Origin of the sequence: Cupriavidus basilensis OR16 (assembly GCF_000243095.1) — a bacterium.
Taxonomy (GTDB): domain Bacteria; phylum Pseudomonadota; class Gammaproteobacteria; order Burkholderiales; family Burkholderiaceae; genus Cupriavidus; species Cupriavidus basilensis_D.
In genome coordinates this window covers 40330-56754 of sequence record NZ_AHJE01000058.1, presented here as the reverse complement: position 1 = coordinate 56754, position 16425 = coordinate 40330, and the positions used below count along the sequence as shown (strand labels likewise).

General features: G+C 66.3%; 10 protein-coding genes. 2 read left to right on the top strand and 8 right to left on the bottom strand.

Annotated elements, in window-relative coordinates; translation table 11 throughout:
• Nucleotides 1-112 precede the first annotated feature (112 nt).
• Both icmF and OR16_RS21900 read right to left on the bottom strand, forming a co-directional pair.
• Complete coding sequence (gene icmF, locus OR16_RS21905; protein WP_006160136.1) at nucleotides 113-3409, bottom strand: fused isobutyryl-CoA mutase/GTPase IcmF; 3297 nt, start codon at nucleotides 3407-3409, stop codon at nucleotides 113-115.
• A gap of 369 nt (nucleotides 3410-3778) precedes the next feature.
• Nucleotides 3779-4123, bottom strand: coding sequence for a DUF2917 domain-containing protein (locus OR16_RS21900; protein ID WP_006160135.1), 345 nt, complete (start codon nucleotides 4121-4123; stop codon nucleotides 3779-3781).
• 182 nt (nucleotides 4124-4305) lie between these two features.
• Here OR16_RS21900 and OR16_RS21895 point away from each other — a divergent pair, with 182 nt between their 5' ends.
• Entirely contained in the window at nucleotides 4306-5712 is a 1407-nt protein-coding gene (locus OR16_RS21895; RefSeq protein ID WP_006160134.1) for a PLP-dependent aminotransferase family protein, read from the top strand.
• Nucleotides 5713-5724: 12 nt separating this feature from the next.
• Here OR16_RS21895 and OR16_RS21890 read toward each other — a convergent pair whose 3' ends face one another.
• The 3 genes from OR16_RS21890 to OR16_RS21880 all read right to left on the bottom strand — a co-directional run bounded on the left by OR16_RS21890 (nucleotide 5725) and on the right by OR16_RS21880 (nucleotide 10392).
• Nucleotides 5725-7122, bottom strand: a complete 1398-nt coding sequence (locus OR16_RS21890; protein ID WP_006160133.1) for an amino acid permease — start codon at nucleotides 7120-7122, stop codon at nucleotides 5725-5727.
• Between the two features lie 367 nt (nucleotides 7123-7489).
• A complete protein-coding gene (locus OR16_RS21885; RefSeq protein WP_006160132.1) occupies nucleotides 7490-9007 on the bottom strand; it encodes a CoA-acylating methylmalonate-semialdehyde dehydrogenase in 1518 nt (505 codons plus the stop codon).
• A 53-nt stretch (nucleotides 9008-9060) separates the two neighbouring features.
• The gene (locus OR16_RS21880; protein WP_006160131.1) at nucleotides 9061-10392 is read right to left on the bottom strand and encodes an aspartate aminotransferase family protein; all 1332 of its coding nucleotides are present in this window, start codon (nucleotides 10390-10392) and stop codon (nucleotides 9061-9063) included.
• Between the two features lie 367 nt (nucleotides 10393-10759).
• On the opposite strand from OR16_RS21880, the gene OR16_RS21875 reads away from it, so the two are divergent.
• Complete coding sequence (locus tag OR16_RS21875) at nucleotides 10760-12265, top strand: PLP-dependent aminotransferase family protein (protein ID WP_006160130.1); 1506 nt, start codon at nucleotides 10760-10762, stop codon at nucleotides 12263-12265.
• Between the two features lie 39 nt (nucleotides 12266-12304).
• On the opposite strand, the gene OR16_RS21870 is transcribed toward OR16_RS21875, so the two are convergent.
• The 3 genes from OR16_RS21870 to OR16_RS21860 form a co-directional block, all read right to left on the bottom strand.
• A complete protein-coding gene (locus OR16_RS21870; protein ID WP_006160129.1) occupies nucleotides 12305-12883 on the bottom strand; it encodes an acyloxyacyl hydrolase in 579 nt (192 codons plus the stop codon).
• Between the two features lie 355 nt (nucleotides 12884-13238).
• Nucleotides 13239-15008, bottom strand: a complete 1770-nt coding sequence (locus tag OR16_RS21865; protein ID WP_006160128.1) for a putative bifunctional diguanylate cyclase/phosphodiesterase — start codon at nucleotides 15006-15008, stop codon at nucleotides 13239-13241.
• Between the two features lie 205 nt (nucleotides 15009-15213).
• Complete coding sequence (locus OR16_RS21860; RefSeq protein WP_006160127.1) at nucleotides 15214-16404, bottom strand: M24 family metallopeptidase; 1191 nt, start codon at nucleotides 16402-16404, stop codon at nucleotides 15214-15216.
• Nucleotides 16405-16425 lie beyond the last annotated feature (21 nt).

Here is a 16425-nt window from a genome sequence, read left to right as displayed (position 1 = left end):
TTGGTCTTGGTCTTGATCTTCGCCGGCGCTCGCTGCCTGCAAGGCGACTCGGCTGGCGCAAACATCAAGTTTAACGCAGGGGCCTCGTGCTAGACAGCCCCTGGCGGACGGATCACATATTGCGGCGGTACTGGCCCCCTACCTCGAACAAGGCGTGCGTGACCTGCCCGAGCGAGCACACGCGCACCGCATCCATGAGCACCGCGAACACATTGTCGTTGTCGATCACCGCCTGGCGCAGCCGCTGCAGCATGGCCGGCGCCGCATCCGCATGGCGGGCCTGGAAATCCGCCAGCCGCGCAAGTTGCCCCTGCTTCTCCTCTTCGCTGGAGCGCGCCAGTTCGAGCGATTTGTGCGTGGGGTCGCCGTCGGGATTGCGGAAGGTGTTGACGCCGATGATGGGCAGCGTGCCGTCGTGCTTGCGCTGCTCGTAGTACAGCGACTCTTCCTGGATCTTGCCGCGCTGGTAGCCCGTCTCCATCGCGCCGAGCACGCCACCGCGCTCGGCGATGCGCTCGAACTCCTGCATCACCGCTTCTTCCACCAGGTCGGTCAGCTCATCGATCAGGAAACTGCCCTGGTTGGGGTTCTCGCATCTGGCCACGCCCCACTCGCGGTTGATGATGAGCTGGATCGCCAGCGCGCGGCGCACCGACTCGCCGGTGGGCGTGGTGATGGCTTCGTCGTACGCGTTGGTGTGCAGCGAATTGCAGTTGTCGTAGATGGCGATCAGCGCCTGCAGCGTGGTGCGGATATCGTTGAAATCGATCTCCTGCGCGTGCAGCGAGCGGCCGGAAGTCTGGACGTGGTACTTGAGCTTCTGGCTGCGCTCGTTGGCGCCGTACTTGTCGCGCAGCGTCACCGCCCAGATGCGGCGCGCCACGCGGCCCAGCACGCTGTATTCCGGGTCCATGCCGTTGGAGAAGAAGAACGACAGGTTGGGCGCGAAGTCATCGATATCCATGCCGCGCGCCAGGTAGGCCTCCACATAGGTGAAGCCGTTGGACAATGTGAACGCCAGCTGCGAGATCGGGTTCGCTCCCGCCTCCGCGATGTGATAACCGGAGATCGACACCGAGTAGAAATTGCGCACCTGGCGATGGACGAAGTACGCCTGGATATCGCCCATCACCTTGAGTGAAAACTCGGTCGAGAAGATGCAGGTGTTCTGGCCCTGGTCCTCCTTGAGGATGTCGGCCTGTACCGTGCCGCGCACGTTCTGCAGCACCCACGCGCGGATCTTGGCTTCCTCGTCGGCGCTGGGCTCGCGGTTGTTGTCGGCGCGGAACTTGTCGAGCTGCTGGTCGATGGCGGTGTTCATGAACATCGCCAGGATGGTGGGCGCGGGCCCGTTGATGGTCATCGACACCGAGGTCGACGGGCTGGTCAGGTCGAAGCCGTCGTACAGCACTTTCATGTCGTCCAACGTGGCGATCGACACGCCCGAGTTTCCGACCTTGCCGTAGATGTCCGGGCGCGTATGCGGATCCTCGCCGTACAGCGTGACCGAGTCGAAGGCGGTGGACAGCCGCTTGGCGTCCATGCCCTCGGAGACCAGCTTGAAGCGGCGGTTGGTGCGAAAGGCATCACCCTCGCCGGCGAACATGCGGGTGGGGTCTTCGTTCTCGCGCTTGAAGGCAAAGACGCCGGCGGTGTAGGGGAAGCTGCCAGGCACGTTCTCGCGCAGCAGCCACTTGAGCACTTCGCCATCGTCCTCGAAGCGTGGCAGCACCACCTTGCGCACCGTGGTGCCGGACAACGTGGTGGTGGTGAGCGTGGTGCGGATCTCCTTGTCGCGGATCTTCACCACGTACTCGTCGCCGCTGTAGGCCTTGCGCATCTCCGGCCACATCGCCAGCAGCTTGCGCTCCTCGCCGCCGAGCGCGGCTTCGCGTTCGGTGGCGAGAGCCTGCAGCGCTTCGCCCTGGTCTTCTTGCCCGGAGGCGGCCAGCAGCATGCGCCGCGCCTCGCGCAGTTGCTGGCGCTCGCGCGCAAGGCGGCTCTGCGCATCCACGCGCCGATGATAGGCGCGCACCGTGTCGGCGATCTCCGCCAGGTAGCGATTGCGGGCCGGCGGGACGATCACGTTCTGGCCGGTGGAGATGCGTCCGCTCAACTGCGGCAGCACGCCGGCCGGCGCACGCATGCCGCGCGCGCACAGCGCTTCGCGCAGGCCCTGGTAGAGCATGGTCACGCCGTCGTCGTTGAAGCGGGACGCCTGGGTGCCGTACACCGGCATCTCCTCGGGCTTGGCGTGCCATTGCTCGCGGTTGCGCTGCACCTGCTTGGCCACGTCGCGCCACGCGTCCTGCGCGCCCTTGCGGTCGAACTTGTTGATGGCGACAAAATCCGCGAAGTCCAGCATGTCGATCTTCTCGAGCTGGCTGGCGGCGCCAAACTCGGGCGTCATCACGTAGAGCGACAGGTCCACGTGCGCAACGATGGCGGCGTCGCCCTGGCCGATGCCCGAGGTCTCGACGATGATCAGGTCGAAGCCGGCCACCTTGCAGGCCGCCAGCACATCGGGCAGCGCCTGCGAGATCTCCGAGCCGGCCTCGCGCGTGGCCAGCGAGCGCATGAAGATGCGCGGATGGTTGATTGCGTTCATGCGGATGCGGTCACCCAGCAGCGCGCCGCCGGACTTGCGGCGCGAGGGGTCGATCGAGATCACCGCAATGGACAGCCCATCCCGCTGGTCCAGCCGGATGCGGCGGATCAGCTCATCGGTCAGCGAGGATTTGCCCGCGCCGCCGGTGCCGGTGATGCCGAGCACGGGCGTCTTCACCGTGGCGGCCTCGGCGCGCAGGGCGTCGGCCAGCGCGGGATCCGCCTTGCCGTTTTCCAGTGCCGTGATCAGCTGGGCGAGCGCGCGGCGGTCGCCGCCCTTCATCGCATCGAGCGTGGTAGGGGCATAGCGCGCCAGGTCGATATCGCAGCGCTGCACCATGTCGGCGATCATGCCCGCCAGGCCCAGGCGCTGGCCGTCTTCCGGGCTGAAGATCCGCGCCACGCCGTAGGCTTGCAACTCGCGGATCTCAAGCGGCACGATCACGCCGCCACCGCCGCCGAACAGCTGGATGTGCTCGCCGCCGCGCTGGCGCAGCAGGTCCACCATGTACTTGAAATACTCGACGTGGCCGCCCTGGTAACTGGAGATGGCAATGCCCTGTACGTCTTCCTGCAGGGCCGCGTTGACCACCTCGTCCACTGAGCGGTTGTGCCCGAGATGGATCACCTCGCAACCCGAGGACTGCAGGATGCGCCGCATGATGTTGATGGAGGCGTCGTGGCCATCGAACAGCGAGGCCGCGGTGACGAAGCGCACCTTGTTGACGGGGCCTTTTGGTCCCTGCGCCGGATGGGGAGCGCTAGGTTGAGCGCCCTTCTGCACATCGGAAAGATCGGTCATTTGTCTCCACCACATTCGGTGTTCTGGCTGGTCGCATGACGTCCATGGCTGCCGCTCTGGAGGCGGCTCGGATCGAACAGGCGAGCGGTCTGGCTGGCGCCGGCGCGACGTCTTGATTATATGACGTTTACGTTAACGGCAATCACGCCACGGCGGCGCTGCTTGCCGCGCGGCGCGGCCAGCCATAGGAAACATCCTCGCATAGTTGGCGCGACGATGTGGGGGAGAGTTAACGAGGCATCGGGGGAGACCGATGCCGGAAAACGGCATCCTGGAGAGCGCACGACCAGACACTTGGCCAGGCTTCTACCAATACGGATGGGAACGGGATGACCGGACGCGCTGCGTGCGGTCCGCGCCGGCAACCTCTCAGAGGCCTGGTTCCGGGCACTGGCCGGCAGCGGAGGCACGACGCTCGCCAAAGCGGCGCTTCAGCGCACTGGCCAGCCCACCCAGCCAGCGCCACGGCAACGGCGCCGACGCCGGCGTTTCGGCGAGCGTGAAGCGCGCGCCCTCGCTTTCGCCGGACAGCCACACCCGGGTGCCGGCCGGCAGCGCAAAGACGGCGCCCGGCAGCAGCCAGATGTCCGCGAGGTGGCCTTCCACCGTGAGCCAGAGGCGGCCTTCTATCGCCTTCACGCTCTGCCCTTCGCGGGCACGCCAGCTCACCGGCCGGCCGGGTTCATCGAGTTCGAAGATCCTTAGTTCGCGCATGTCATCACTCCTGTTCTGCATTGCGGCCATGTTTGTCGTACCCACCGGCCCAGCCAGTGCCGGCACGTTTGCCGCATGCCTTACATTATTCACAGCGCAAACTACAATCCCATGAACAGTTGCGAACAGTTTGGCATGAACTGTTCACTAGTTTTTCCTGACACTTTCCCCGCATCCTGCCGATGAAGCTGACCCTCGTTCCCGCCACCGGCGTGCCCCTGACCGACCAGATCGTGAGTGAGGTCAAGACCTGGATCAGCACGCGCGAGGTGCGCCCCGGCGCGCGCCTGCCGTCGATCCGGCAGCTCGCGGCGGAGCATGGCATCAGCCGTTTCCCGGTGATCGAGGCCTATGACCGGCTGGTGTCGCAGGGCCTGCTCGATTCCCGCCACGGGTCGGGCTTCTTCGTCGCGGACAGCCCGCTGCTGGCGCGCGGCGCCAATGGCTGGTCCGACCCGAGTCTGGCGGAGGACTTGTCGGACCATATCCTGGAGCAGTTCAACCATCCCAGCGCCACGCTCAAGCTGGCGGGCGGCTTCGTGCCAGAGAGCTGGCGCGACGTGGAAGGGCTGACCCAGGCCATCCGCCAGGTCTCGCGCAACGACATCGATAGCGTGATCCACTACGCCACGCCGATGGGCAACCCGGAGCTGCGCCAGCATGTGCTGACCCGCGTGCGGCAGCTCGGCATCGCAGCGGAGCTGCCGCAGGTGCTGATCACCACGGGCGCCAGCCAGGCGCTGGACCTGGTGGTGCGGCGCCTGCTCAAGCCAGGCGATACGGTGTTCGTGGAGGATCCCGGCTACTACAACCTGTTCGGCCTGCTGCGCCTGCACGGCGTGCGGCTGGTGGGGGTGCCGCAAACCCGCAACGGCCCCGACCCGAACGCCGCCGAGGCGCTGCTGCGCGAACACAAGCCCAAGCTGTTCTTCACCAACAGCGTGCTGCAGAACCCGACCGGCTCGACCCTCTCGCCGCCGGTGGCGTTCCGCCTGCTGGAGCTGGCGCGCCGTCACGGCTTCCGCTTTGTCGAGGACGATATCTTCTCGGACTTCCAGACCAACTACACCGATCGGCTGGCCACGCTGGACCAGCTCGAGCACGTGATCTACATCGGCGGATTCTCCAAGACGGTGTCGGCCTCGCTGCGGATCGGCTACCTGGTGGCCGACAAGGCACTGGTGAAGGAGCTGGTGGATGTGAAGGTGCTGACCAGCGTAGCGGGCTCGCATTTCGCAGAAAGCGTGACGGCGGCGCTGCTGGAGCGCGGCGCCTATCGCAAATACATGGAGCGGCTGCGGCTGCGGGTGCGCCAGGCCACCGCGCGCGCGGTGCAGCGCCTGGGCGACGCCGGCTGGGAAGTGTATTGCGAGCCGGCGGGTGGCAATTTCCTGTGGGCCCGCACGTCCGGGATCGAGGATTCGCGCGAGCTGGTGACCCTGGCCGAGCGGCATGGGGTGACGCTGGCGCCCGGCAATTATTTCCGGCCAGGCGGCGAGACCTCGGCCTGGATCCGCATCAACTCCGCCTTTGTCGAGGAGCCGCGCGCGCTGGCCTTCCTGCAGGAAGCCGGCGCGCGCGAACGGTAGCCGCAAGCGGCGTCAGTCGCCGCCGTGCAGCACCGCATTGCGGCGTGCGTAGAGGAAGTAGATCGCCAGGCCAATCGCCAGCCAGGCCAGGAAGGCCACCCAAGTCAGCGCCTGCAGGTGGGCCATCAGGAACAGGCAAAAACCCACCGACAGCAGCGGCACCACCGGCACACCCGGGCAGCGGAAGGCACGCGGCAGGTCCGGCCGCGTCTTGCGCAGCACCAGCACCGCGACCGAGATCAGCGTGAAGGCCGACAGCGTGCCGATATTGATCAGCTCCGCCAGCACATTGAGCGGCACGAACGCAGCGATAAACGCAAACACGATGCCCACCGTCCAGGTGGCGAAGAACGGCGTGGCATGCACCGGGTGCACCGTCGAGAGCCGCTGGGGCAGCAGCCCGTCGCGCGACATGGCAAAGATGATGCGGGTCTGGCCGAAGGTCATCACCAGGATCACCGTGGTCATGCCCAGGATGGCGCCGAGATCGACGAATCCCGCCACCCAGTTCTCGCCCGCGTACTGGAGCGCCAGCGAGACCGGATGATCGATGCCCGCGAACTTGGCGAAGGGCACGATGCCGGTCATGATGGCCGCAACCGTCACGTACAGCACGGTGCAGACCGCCAGCGAGCCGATGATGCCGATCGGCAGGTCGCGGCGCGGGTTGCGCACTTCCTCGGCGGCCGAGGTCACCGCGTCGAAGCCGATAAAAGCGAAGAACACCAGCGCGGCCGCATTGAAGACGCCGTCCAGCCCAAACGGCGCGAACGGATGCCAGTTGGCCGGCTTGACGTGCCACACGCCCACCCCCCCGATGAAGAGCAGCACCACCGCGATCTTGATGGCCACCATCACGTTGTTCAGGCGCGCCGACTCGCGCACGCCGTACGACACCACCCAGGTGATCAACAGCATGATCACGGCAGCGGGCAGGTTGAACAGCGTCTGCACGCCCGGCACTGCACCGGGCGCGGCGGTGAGCAAGACCGGCAGGTGAATGCCGAAGCCCGCTATCAGCGACTGGAAATAGCCCGACCAGCCCACCGACACCGCAGAGGTCGCAAGGCCGTATTCGAGCAGCAGGTCCCAGCCGATCATCCACGCCACGATTTCGCCGAGCGTGGCATAGCTGTAGGTGTAGATGGAGCCGGAGACGGGGATCGCGGACGCGAATTCGGCGTAGCAGAGCGCGGCAAAGCCGCAGGCCATTGCGGCGATCACGAAGGACACGGTCAGCGCCGGGCCGGCCGTGAGCGCGCCGGTGCCCGTCAGCACGAAGATGCCGGTGCCGATGATGGCGCCGATGCCCATCAGGATCAGGTCGACGGGACCGAGCACTTTTTTCAGGCCGTCGTCGCGGGCAGCGGCCAGCATGGCTTCGATGTTCTTGGTGCGGAATAGACTCATCGGGGGGGACTCCTGGGGTGCTTGGCGGCTTTGAAAAGCGGTGTATTTTAGCGTGGTGGTGTTCGCTTATTCATCACTTGCTGGTTGGTCGCTGTTTGATTGATCGGCGATGGCGCCTTGGACCCAAGTGCGTACGACATCCCCCTGCGGGGGCTGCCGGTCACTCTTCTTTGCGTCGGCAAAGAAGACTAACGAGAAGAAAGCCGACCCTGCGTCGTACGCTCTTGGGTCCAAGACGCCATCACCGATCAAAGAAACAGCGACCAACCTCACAGGGAGATGTCGTACGGCTGTTGGGTGCAAGATGCCATCGCCGATCAAAGAAACAGCCCCCCACCCCCATCATCCAGCCCAACCCCAAACCCATTCATTTAGCCACCGGCATGGCAAACTCCGCCCCCTTCCCAATACTATCCGGCCAGCGCTGCATAATGCTCTTGTAACGCGTATAGAACCGAACCCCTTCCTCGCCGTAGGCATGATGGTCCCCAAACAGCGAGCGCTTCCACCCGCCGAACGAGTGCCACGCCATCGGCACCGGAATCGGTACGTTGATGCCGACCATGCCCACCTGGATCTGGCGCGAGAAAGCGCGTGCCACGCCGCCGTCGCTGGTGTAGCAGGACACGCCGTTGCCGTACTCGTGGCCATTGATCAGGTCCACCGCTTCGGCCAGGTCATGCACGCGCACCACCGACAGCACCGGGCCGAAGATTTCTTCCTTGTAGATGGTCATGTCCGGCGTGACGTTGTCGAACAGTGTGCCGCCCACATAGAAGCCGTTCTCGTGCCCGTCAACCTTGTGGCCGCGGCCGTCGGTCACCAGCGTTGCGCCCTCTTGCACGCCCTTGGCGATATAGCCTTCTACCTTGGCCTTGTGCGCGGCGGTCACCAGCGGACCCATCTCGGCATCGTCTTCCATGCCGTTGCGGATCTTCAGCGATTGCGCGCGTTCAGCCAGGCGCGGCACCAGCTTGTCGGCGACATCGCCCACCGCCACGGCGACCGAGATGGCCATGCAGCGCTCGCCGGCCGAACCGTAGGCAGCGCCGATCAGCGCGTCCACGGCCTGGTCAAGATCTGCGTCGGGCATCACCACCAGGTGGTTCTTGGCGCCGCCCAGGGCCTGCACGCGCTTGCCGCGCCGGGTGCCTTCCGTGTAGATGTACTCGGCAATCGGCGTCGAGCCGACGAAGGACAGCGCCTGCACGTCCTTGTGCGCCAGCAGCGCGTCGACGGCTTCCTTGCCGCCTTGCACCACGTTGAACACGCCATCCGGCAAGCCAGCCTGCTTGAGCAGGTCGGCAATCAGCAGCGAGGGCGAGGGATCGCGCTCCGACGGCTTGAGCACGAAGGTGTTGCCGCACGCCAGCGCCACCGGGAACATCCACATCGGCACCATCACCGGGAAGTTGAACGGCGTGATGCCGGCCACCACGCCCAGTGGCTGGCGCAGGTTCCAGTTGTCGATGCCGCCGCCGATGTTGTCGGTGAAATCGGTCTTGAGCAGGTTGGGAATGCCACAGGCGAACTCCACGATCTCGACGCCGCGGGTGACTTCGCCCTTGGCATCCGAGAACACCTTGCCGTGCTCGCGCGTGATCAGCGCGGCGAGGTCGTCATGGTGGCGGTCGAGCAGTTCCTTGAACTTGAACAGGATGCGCGCGCGCTTGAGCGGCGCAGTCTCGGACCAGGCCGGGAAGGCCGCATGCGCGGCGGCCACCGCGGCATCCACGTCCTGCGCCGAGCCGAGCGCCACGCGCCCGGCCACGGCGCCGGTGGCCGGATTGAAGACGTCGGCGAACCGGTCCGACGAGGCGGCGCGCACGGTGCCGCCGATATAGTGCGCGATGTCGGCGATCTGCCGGTTCTCTGCGATGTTCACGTCAGTGCCCCTTGTCTTGTCTCTGGCCACCCTGCTCGCTGCGTTCACTGCAATCACTGCAGTTCTAGCAGCACCTTCTTCACGGTGTCGAACATCTCTTCGATCTGCGCCTCGGTGATGATCAGCGGCGGCGAGAAAGCGAGGATGTCGCCGGTGAAGCGCACCAGCACGCCGCGCTCCAGGCATTTCAGGAAGGCCTCATAGCCGCGCGCGCCAGGCTGGCCGGGACGCGGCTCCAACTCGATGCCGGCCACCATGCCGAGATTGCGGATGTCCTTCACGTGGGGCACGCCGCGCACGCCATGCACCGCGGCTTCGAACTTGGGCGCCAGTTCGGCGGCGCGGCCGAACAGGTTCTCGTTCTTGTAGATATCCAGCGTGGCAATGGCCGCGGCCATCGCCAGCGGATGGCCGGAATAGGTGTAACCGTGCAGGAACTCGATGGCGCCCGGCGCCGCGGAATTGACCACGGTGTCGTGCACTTCGCGCCGGACCGCCACCGCGCCCATCGGCACGGCTGCGTTGTTGATGGCCTTGGCCATGGTGATCAGGTCCGGCGTGACCTTGAAGCGCTCGGCGGCGGTAGCCGCGCCCAGGCGGCCGAAGGCGGTGATGACCTCGTCGAAGATCAGCAGGATGCCGTGCTTGCTGGTGATCTCGCGCAGCTTTTCCAGGTAGCCCACCGGCGGCACCAGCACGCCGGCGGAGCCGGCCAGCGGCTCGACGATGACGGCGGCCACGTTGGACGGGTCATGCAGCGCCAGGATGCGTTCCAGGTCGTCGGCCAGGTGCGCGCCCCAGGTCGGCTGGCCCTTGGAGTAGGCCGCCTCGGCAATGTTCAGTGTGGCCGGCAGGTGGTCCGTGCCGGGCATCAGGTTGGCCGAGAAGGCCTTGCGGTTGGGGCCGATGCCGCCGACCGCCATGCCGCCGAAGCCAACGCCGTGGTAGCCGCGTTCGCGCCCGATCACGCGAGTGCGCTGGCCCTCGCCACGGGCGCGGTGATACGCCAGCGCGATCTTCAGCGCGGTGTCTACCGCTTCCGAGCCCGAGTTGGTGAAGAAGATGCGGTCCAGCCCGGCCGGCATGATGGCGGCTACCTTGGTAGCGGCCTCGAAGGTGAGCGGGTGGCTCATCTGGAACGGCGGCGCGTAGTCCAGGGTCTGCACCTGGCGGGCGACCGCGTCCGCGATCTCCTGGCGGCAATGGCCGGCAGCGACGCACCACAGGCCGGCGCAGCCATCGAGGATCTGGCGGCCGTCATGCGAGGTGTAGTACATGCCGCTGGCGGAGTCGAGCAAGCGCGGGGCCGCCTTGTACTGGCGGTTCGCGGTAAACGGCATCCACAGGGCATCGAGATCGGGGATCACAGTCTTGGCGGCATCCATACGTCCTCCTCAGGAGCGGTAGCGATTGGCAATTGGCTTGGGCGGCGGCGGTTGCCGCCACGCCCGGGTTGGCAGGTGATTCTGGTGAATGCGGCCACTGTAGCGGCCCGGCCCGGCTTAAAGAATATACGGTCGGCAGAAGCTCGCCTTACCGTACAGTTAAGAGTGAGACAACTGTACAGATCAAGAAGTACCCAAGGCCGGCAATCGCGCCTGCGGATCCCGCTGCTGTTCCCGTCATGGCGCCCAAGGTCGCGCCAGCAGACGGATTCACGTTGCAGTGCCGCACGCCCTGGTGCTGTGATGACGCTTCCCACTGGACCGGTACGGCCATTAAACTGTACAGGTCAATCCTTATATGTAACGCATGCTGAACCTTGAACTCGTCCGCGGCCGGCGCAGCGGGGATACCCTCACCGAGCAGATCGTGGCCGGCGTCGCCAGCCTGGTGGACCGGCGCGTGCTGCGCGCCGGCGTGGCGCTGCCTTCGGTGCGGCGCTTTGCCCAGGCACACGGGGTCAGCACCTTCACCGTGGCCGAGGCCTATGGCCGCCTGACCGCGCTGGGCTACCTGAGCGCACGGGTGGGTTCCGGCTATACGGTGGCGCACCGCCACGCCCCGGCCGGCCAGGCACCGGCGGCGCGCTGGGAGGCGCCGGGACTCAACGCCGCGTGGCTGCTATCGGATGTGTTCGCCGATCATTCGGTGCCAATCAAGGCGGGGGCGGGCTGGCTGCCCGGCGACTGGCTCAACGAGGAAGGGCTGCACCAGGCGATGCGCGCCGCGGCGCGGGTGCCCGCCGCGCAAGTCTCGGGCTACGGCCACCCTTACGGCTTCGCCGCGCTGCGCGAGCATATCGCCACCGGGCTCAGCCAGTACGGCATGCCGGTGCAGGCCCAGCAGGTGGTGCTGACCCAGGGCGCCACGCAGGCCCTGGACCTGGTGGTTCGTACATTGTTGCGCCCGGGCGACACCGTGCTGGTGGAAGACCCCTGCTACTGCAACCTGCTGCAGATCCTGCGCCTCGCCGGCCTGCGGGTGGTGGGCGTACGCCGCACCGCCAGCGGGCTCGACACCGACGCGCTGGACCACGCCATCCGCGCCCATGCGCCGCGCGCGCTGTTCGTCAACACAGTGCTGCAGAACCCTACCGGTGGCACGCTCACCAGCATGAACGCGCACCGCGTGCTGCAACTGGCCGAGCAGTACCGGCTGCTGGTGGTGGAGGACGATATCTACCGCGAGCTGGCGCCACCCGGCTCGCCGATGCTGGCGGCCATGGACGGGCTCTCGCACGTGATCTACGTCAACGGGTTTTCCAAGACCATCACGCCGTCGCTGCGGGTCGGCTACCTGGCGGCCAGCCCGGAATTGGCCAAGGCGCTGGCCCGCACCAAGATGGCCGTGGGACTGACGTCATCGGAGGTGACCGAGCGGCTGGTGTACTCGGTGCTGACCAGCGGCCACTATGGCCGCCACGTGGCAGCGCTGGCCGAACGGCTTCGCGCCCAGCAGGACCGGATCACCGAGAAGATGGAAGCACACGGGCTGGAGGTGATGCTGCGCCCGGAAGGCGGGATGTTTGCCTGGGCCAGGCTGCGGCCGGAGGAAGGCCGCGACCAGGGCGCGCTGTCGGGCAACCGGCTGGCGACGCTGGCGCTGGAGCACGGCATCTGGCTGGCGCCGGGTTCTTACTTTGAACCGGAAGAAAGCGACTCGCCGTGGATACGGTTCAACGTGGCAACCAGCGATGAACCCGCGCTGTGGCGATTCTTCGACACGCTGCGCACCGGGCAGGCGCAAGGCGCGGAAACGGAATCCGTCGCCCGCGGCACGCGCGCCCCGCGCACAGGCATGGTCAGGCTGGCCTGAGCGTCACGGCATCGGCCCGGCCCAGCCATCTTTGCAAAATCAGAAACGATAACGCACGTAACCCGTGTAAAAACCGCTGCCCGGGTTGGGCTGCTTGATACCGGCGTTGGAGACGTGCTGGTAGCGGAAGCCGGCTTCATAGGCGGTCTTGGGGCCAAAGGCCATGCCCACGCCGATCATGTCGGAGAACTGGAACAGGCTGCCGGAGCGGTGGTCGTCGGAGGTGGCCTTATGGCTCATCATGCGTACGCCAACCGAAGCTTCCATGAACGGCACCAGAGAGCCGCCGCGCTTTTCCACGCGCAGGATCGGCGAGAAGCCGAATTCGGTCACATTCTGGGCATTGACGCCACTGCGGGAGTTCCATTCGGCCAGTTCGGCTTCCCACTGCAGCTTGGCCAGCCAGCCTTGCGGGTTGCCCCAGGCAAAGCCGGAATCCCAGTTCACGCCAACTTCGTACTTGTTGATGTTGTGGCCGGGATCGCGGCCAAAGGCCACATGCACCCCCGGGTCGGCGTGCGCGGCAGCGCATGCGCCGAGGGCAGCCATGGCGCCAAGCGCCTTGATACGCATTGCAAACCGGCGGGCACGGCCGGCGTTCTTCTTATCGATGGTCATGTGCATGGTGGGTGGTAATTACCGCGAAGAATGGCAAGCCCTAGCGAAAACCTTGCCACCTCCCAGCGGCAAAGCCGACCACCCGTACTCAGGACCAGAGGCGTTCCACTACCCAGCCCGCAGTCACGCAGATCGCGAGCCAGGCGCTCATGCACCCGGCAATAAATCGGTAAGTCATGGTCAATTTCCGCAACAATCGCTTAGAGACAAGCGAATAATTACGGAATTATACATCCATTCATGAATGTATGTTGAGGCCAGCAAGATCTGGCTAGGGCTCGACGCACTGGTGAGCGATTATGCACCTCCGGAACAGCGCATGCATGTGGCACGGCGGGGCTGTTGCCACGCCGCGTCAATCCCCCCGCGCCACGGCGCTGGCACCCATGACCGCGGCAAAATCCGCTGCCGGCATCGGCCGGCCGAGCAGGTAGCCCTGCACTGCGTCGCAGCCCTCCCCGGCCAGCAAGCGTTGCTGGTCACGGGTCTCCACGCCTTCCGCCAGGGTTCTCATGCCAAGCGAGCGCGCCAGAGCGATGACCCCGCGAATGACCGCCAGGGCCTCGGGCGCGCTGCCGAGCACCGCGACAAACGACTTGTCGATCTTGAGTGTGGCAACCGGCAGGCGTGTCAGGTAGGCCAGGCTCGAGTAACCGGAGCCGAAATCGTCCAGCGAGGCGCTGATGCCGCAGCGCTTGAGCTCGTCCAGCGCCGCAGCGGCACTATCGAGGTCGGTCATCAGGGTGTTCTCGGTAACTTCCACGTCCAGCAGCCCGCATGGCACTTCGTGCTCACGCGCGAGGTCCGCCAGCAAGCCTGCCAACCCTGGCATGACCAGCTGCCGCGCCGACAGGTTGAGCGAGATCCTGGGCACCGGCAGGCCGGCACGCCGCCATGCCGCTATCTGGCGGCACACGGCGCGCATGACCCAGAGCCCTACCGCCGGCTCCAGCGGGGACTCCAGCAGTACATCGAGAAAGCTGGCGGGCGGCAGCAGGCCGCGCGTAGGGTGCTGCCATCGCAGCAACGCCTCCGCGCCCGCCAGCCTGCCATCCTGCAGCGACCATTGCGGCTGGAAATGAAGCACAAGCTGGTCGTCTGCCATCGCGGCATGCAGGTCGGCGCGCAACTGCAGGCGCTGGCGCAAGCCTTGTGCAAGGTCCAGGTGAAAGACGCGGAACTGGAAGCGCCCCGCGGCCTTGGCTGCATACATGGCGGCATCGGCGTGGTTCAACAGGGTGTCGGCGGTATCGCCGGCCTCTGGCCACTGCGCGATCCCGACGCTGGCACCCAGCAGCAGCGTATGGCCGTCGACCTGGAATGGCTGCGACACGCCGGCAAGGATGGTGCCGGCAAAACGCTCCGCCTGTCCCGGCCTCGCGTCGCGCAGGATGAACACGAACTCGTCGCCACCGACGCGCGCGACAAAGGCCGATGGGGCCAGCAGCGCGCGAAAGCGTTCGGCGACCCCGCACAGCAAGGTATCGCCCACGGCATGCCCAAAGGCATCGTTGACTTCCTTGAAGCGGTCGAGATCGACGAACAGCACCACCACCCCGGCGGCGTACGGCTCTTGCGCGCCAATACCGGCCAGCGGTGCCGCCACCCCGGCTTCGCCCGCTTGCGCCACCGCGTGCGCCAACACCTGTGTGCAGCGCCGGCGGTTTGGCAGGCCGGTCAGGTAATCGTGATCGGCATGGTATTCCAGCTGAGCCGACTGCTGCCGCTCGCGGCTGACGTCGCGAAAGATCACGGTCAGGCCGTTGGCATCGGGAAAGGCACGGGCCTCCAACCAGCATGCCAGCGGGGCATGGTAGGCGGTGCAAGTGCGCGGTGCGCCGCTGGCAGCCGCCTCGTGGTACGCCCGGTAATACGCTGAGCCGATCAGGTCCGGATAGCACTCCCAGATGCCGCGCCCGCCAAGGTCCGTCAGGCTGCGCTTGAGCAAGCGTTCCGTGGCCTGGTTGACGTAGGTGAATCGCCACTCGCGGTCGAGCAACATGATGCCATCCGCAATGCTGTCGAGCATCGCGGCAACATGCGTGGGCAACGCCTTGACAGGCGGAATGCGCGCGGGAATGGCATGGGAGGGCGAGAATGGCGCGTGCTGGGGAGAGTCGTCCATGTCGAGGGGGGGGTCGTCCGGGCACCGCGTGAATCACGATTGACAAGGCGGCAGGTGGCAAGCGTCGGCCGCATTTTATCCTCGATCGCCTCCCGCCGGTGTGCCGGCACGTGCCTTTGGCCCAAGGATTGCGCACCAATCCCGCCACGACGATTTCCCGGTCACATTCGGCTTCCCCCCGCCATCCCCCCATTCGCCGCTTGTGTCACGCGACTGTTGCATACTCCAGCGTTTTTGGCGTCTTCACGATGACCTCGGGGCGCTCGCCCACCACGACCGTATCGTCTAGCCGGAAGCCGCCCAGCCCGTAGACATAGATCCCCGGCTCGGCCGAGTAGACCTCGCCGTCCTGCAGCGCGCGCGTGTTGAAGGCCATGTCTTCCGGGTACTCGTGCAGCATCAGCCCGACCGCGTGTCCGGTGCGGTGGAAGATGTATTCGCCCAGGCCAGCGCGCTCGATCACAGCCTGCGCGGCGGCGTCCATGTCGCAGACCCGGCGCCCGGTTACCGCGGCGGCCACCGCCGCGTCGGTAGCCTCGGCGGCAACCCGGTAGCAGCGGGCCTGGCGCTCGTCCGGTTTGCCGCAGAACCACGTACGCTCGTTCTCCACGAAGTAGCCGTTCAGGCGCGGCAGGATCAGGTTCACGATAGTATCGCCGGGCGCGATGCGCGCGCCGCAGGCGGCGCCGTCGCCATGCGGCGAGGCCGAGGCCGGCCCTGTCAGCGTCCAGCATTTCAGGATGTCGAAATCCTCGCCAGGAAAGCGGCGCGCGGCCTCCTCCACCATCAGCGCCGACATGGCATGGTCCAGTTCCTGTGTCAGCCGCCCCGGGCGAATGTTCTCGCGGTAGCGGTCCTGCACCCAGTCGGTCAGGCTCCCAAGCTCGCGCATGACCTGTAGTTCTTCCGCATGCTTGACCCAGCGCATGCCGCGCATCTCCGCCATGGCCGGGCGCAACGCGAGCTCCGGCAGGTAGCGCTGCGCCGCCGCGAGAATCGGGTGGGCCACGTCCACGGCAATGCGCGAGCCGCCCAGCCCGTGCGACGCCAGCAGCGATGCCACCACCTCGGGCAACTGCGGCGCCAGTGCCAGCCGCTGCGACACGCGCGGATGCTCGGCGTAGTACGTCACGTCGCGCAGCCAGACCTTATCCTTCTCCGTGCACAGGCGCATGTGGTTGGTGGACAGTTCGTTCATCACGGCGAAGGGCTCGCCGTTGCGCGGCACGAACACGAAAACCGGGCGCTCCCACGGCCAGACATCCAGCTGGAAATTGGTGGCGAACTGGAAGAAGTCCGGCGTGCTGAACACCAGCGCATCCACGCGGATGCGGTCCATCAGCGCGTGCATCATCGCCAGGCGATAGTCGCGCACGGCGGTCGTGATCTGGGGCATGTCTAGTCTCCTTGGTAGTGG

Coding starts and splice junctions, on each gene's coding strand:
- icmF (WP_006160136.1), bottom strand. CDS start 3,409: ATGACCGATCTTTCCGATGTGCAGAAGGGCGCTCAACCTAGCGCTCCC.
- OR16_RS21900 (WP_006160135.1), bottom strand. CDS start 4,123: ATGCGCGAACTAAGGATCTTCGAACTCGATGAACCCGGCCGGCCGGTG.
- OR16_RS21895 (WP_006160134.1), top strand. CDS start 4,306: ATGAAGCTGACCCTCGTTCCCGCCACCGGCGTGCCCCTGACCGACCAG.
- OR16_RS21890 (WP_006160133.1), bottom strand. CDS start 7,122: ATGAGTCTATTCCGCACCAAGAACATCGAAGCCATGCTGGCCGCTGCC.
- OR16_RS21880 (WP_006160131.1), bottom strand. CDS start 10,392: ATGGATGCCGCCAAGACTGTGATCCCCGATCTCGATGCCCTGTGGATG.
- OR16_RS21875 (WP_006160130.1), top strand. CDS start 10,760: ATGCTGAACCTTGAACTCGTCCGCGGCCGGCGCAGCGGGGATACCCTC.
- OR16_RS21870 (WP_006160129.1), bottom strand. CDS start 12,883: ATGACCATCGATAAGAAGAACGCCGGCCGTGCCCGCCGGTTTGCAATG.
- OR16_RS21865 (WP_006160128.1), bottom strand. CDS start 15,008: ATGGACGACTCTCCCCAGCACGCGCCATTCTCGCCCTCCCATGCCATT.
- OR16_RS21860 (WP_006160127.1), bottom strand. CDS start 16,404: ATGCCCCAGATCACGACCGCCGTGCGCGACTATCGCCTGGCGATGATG.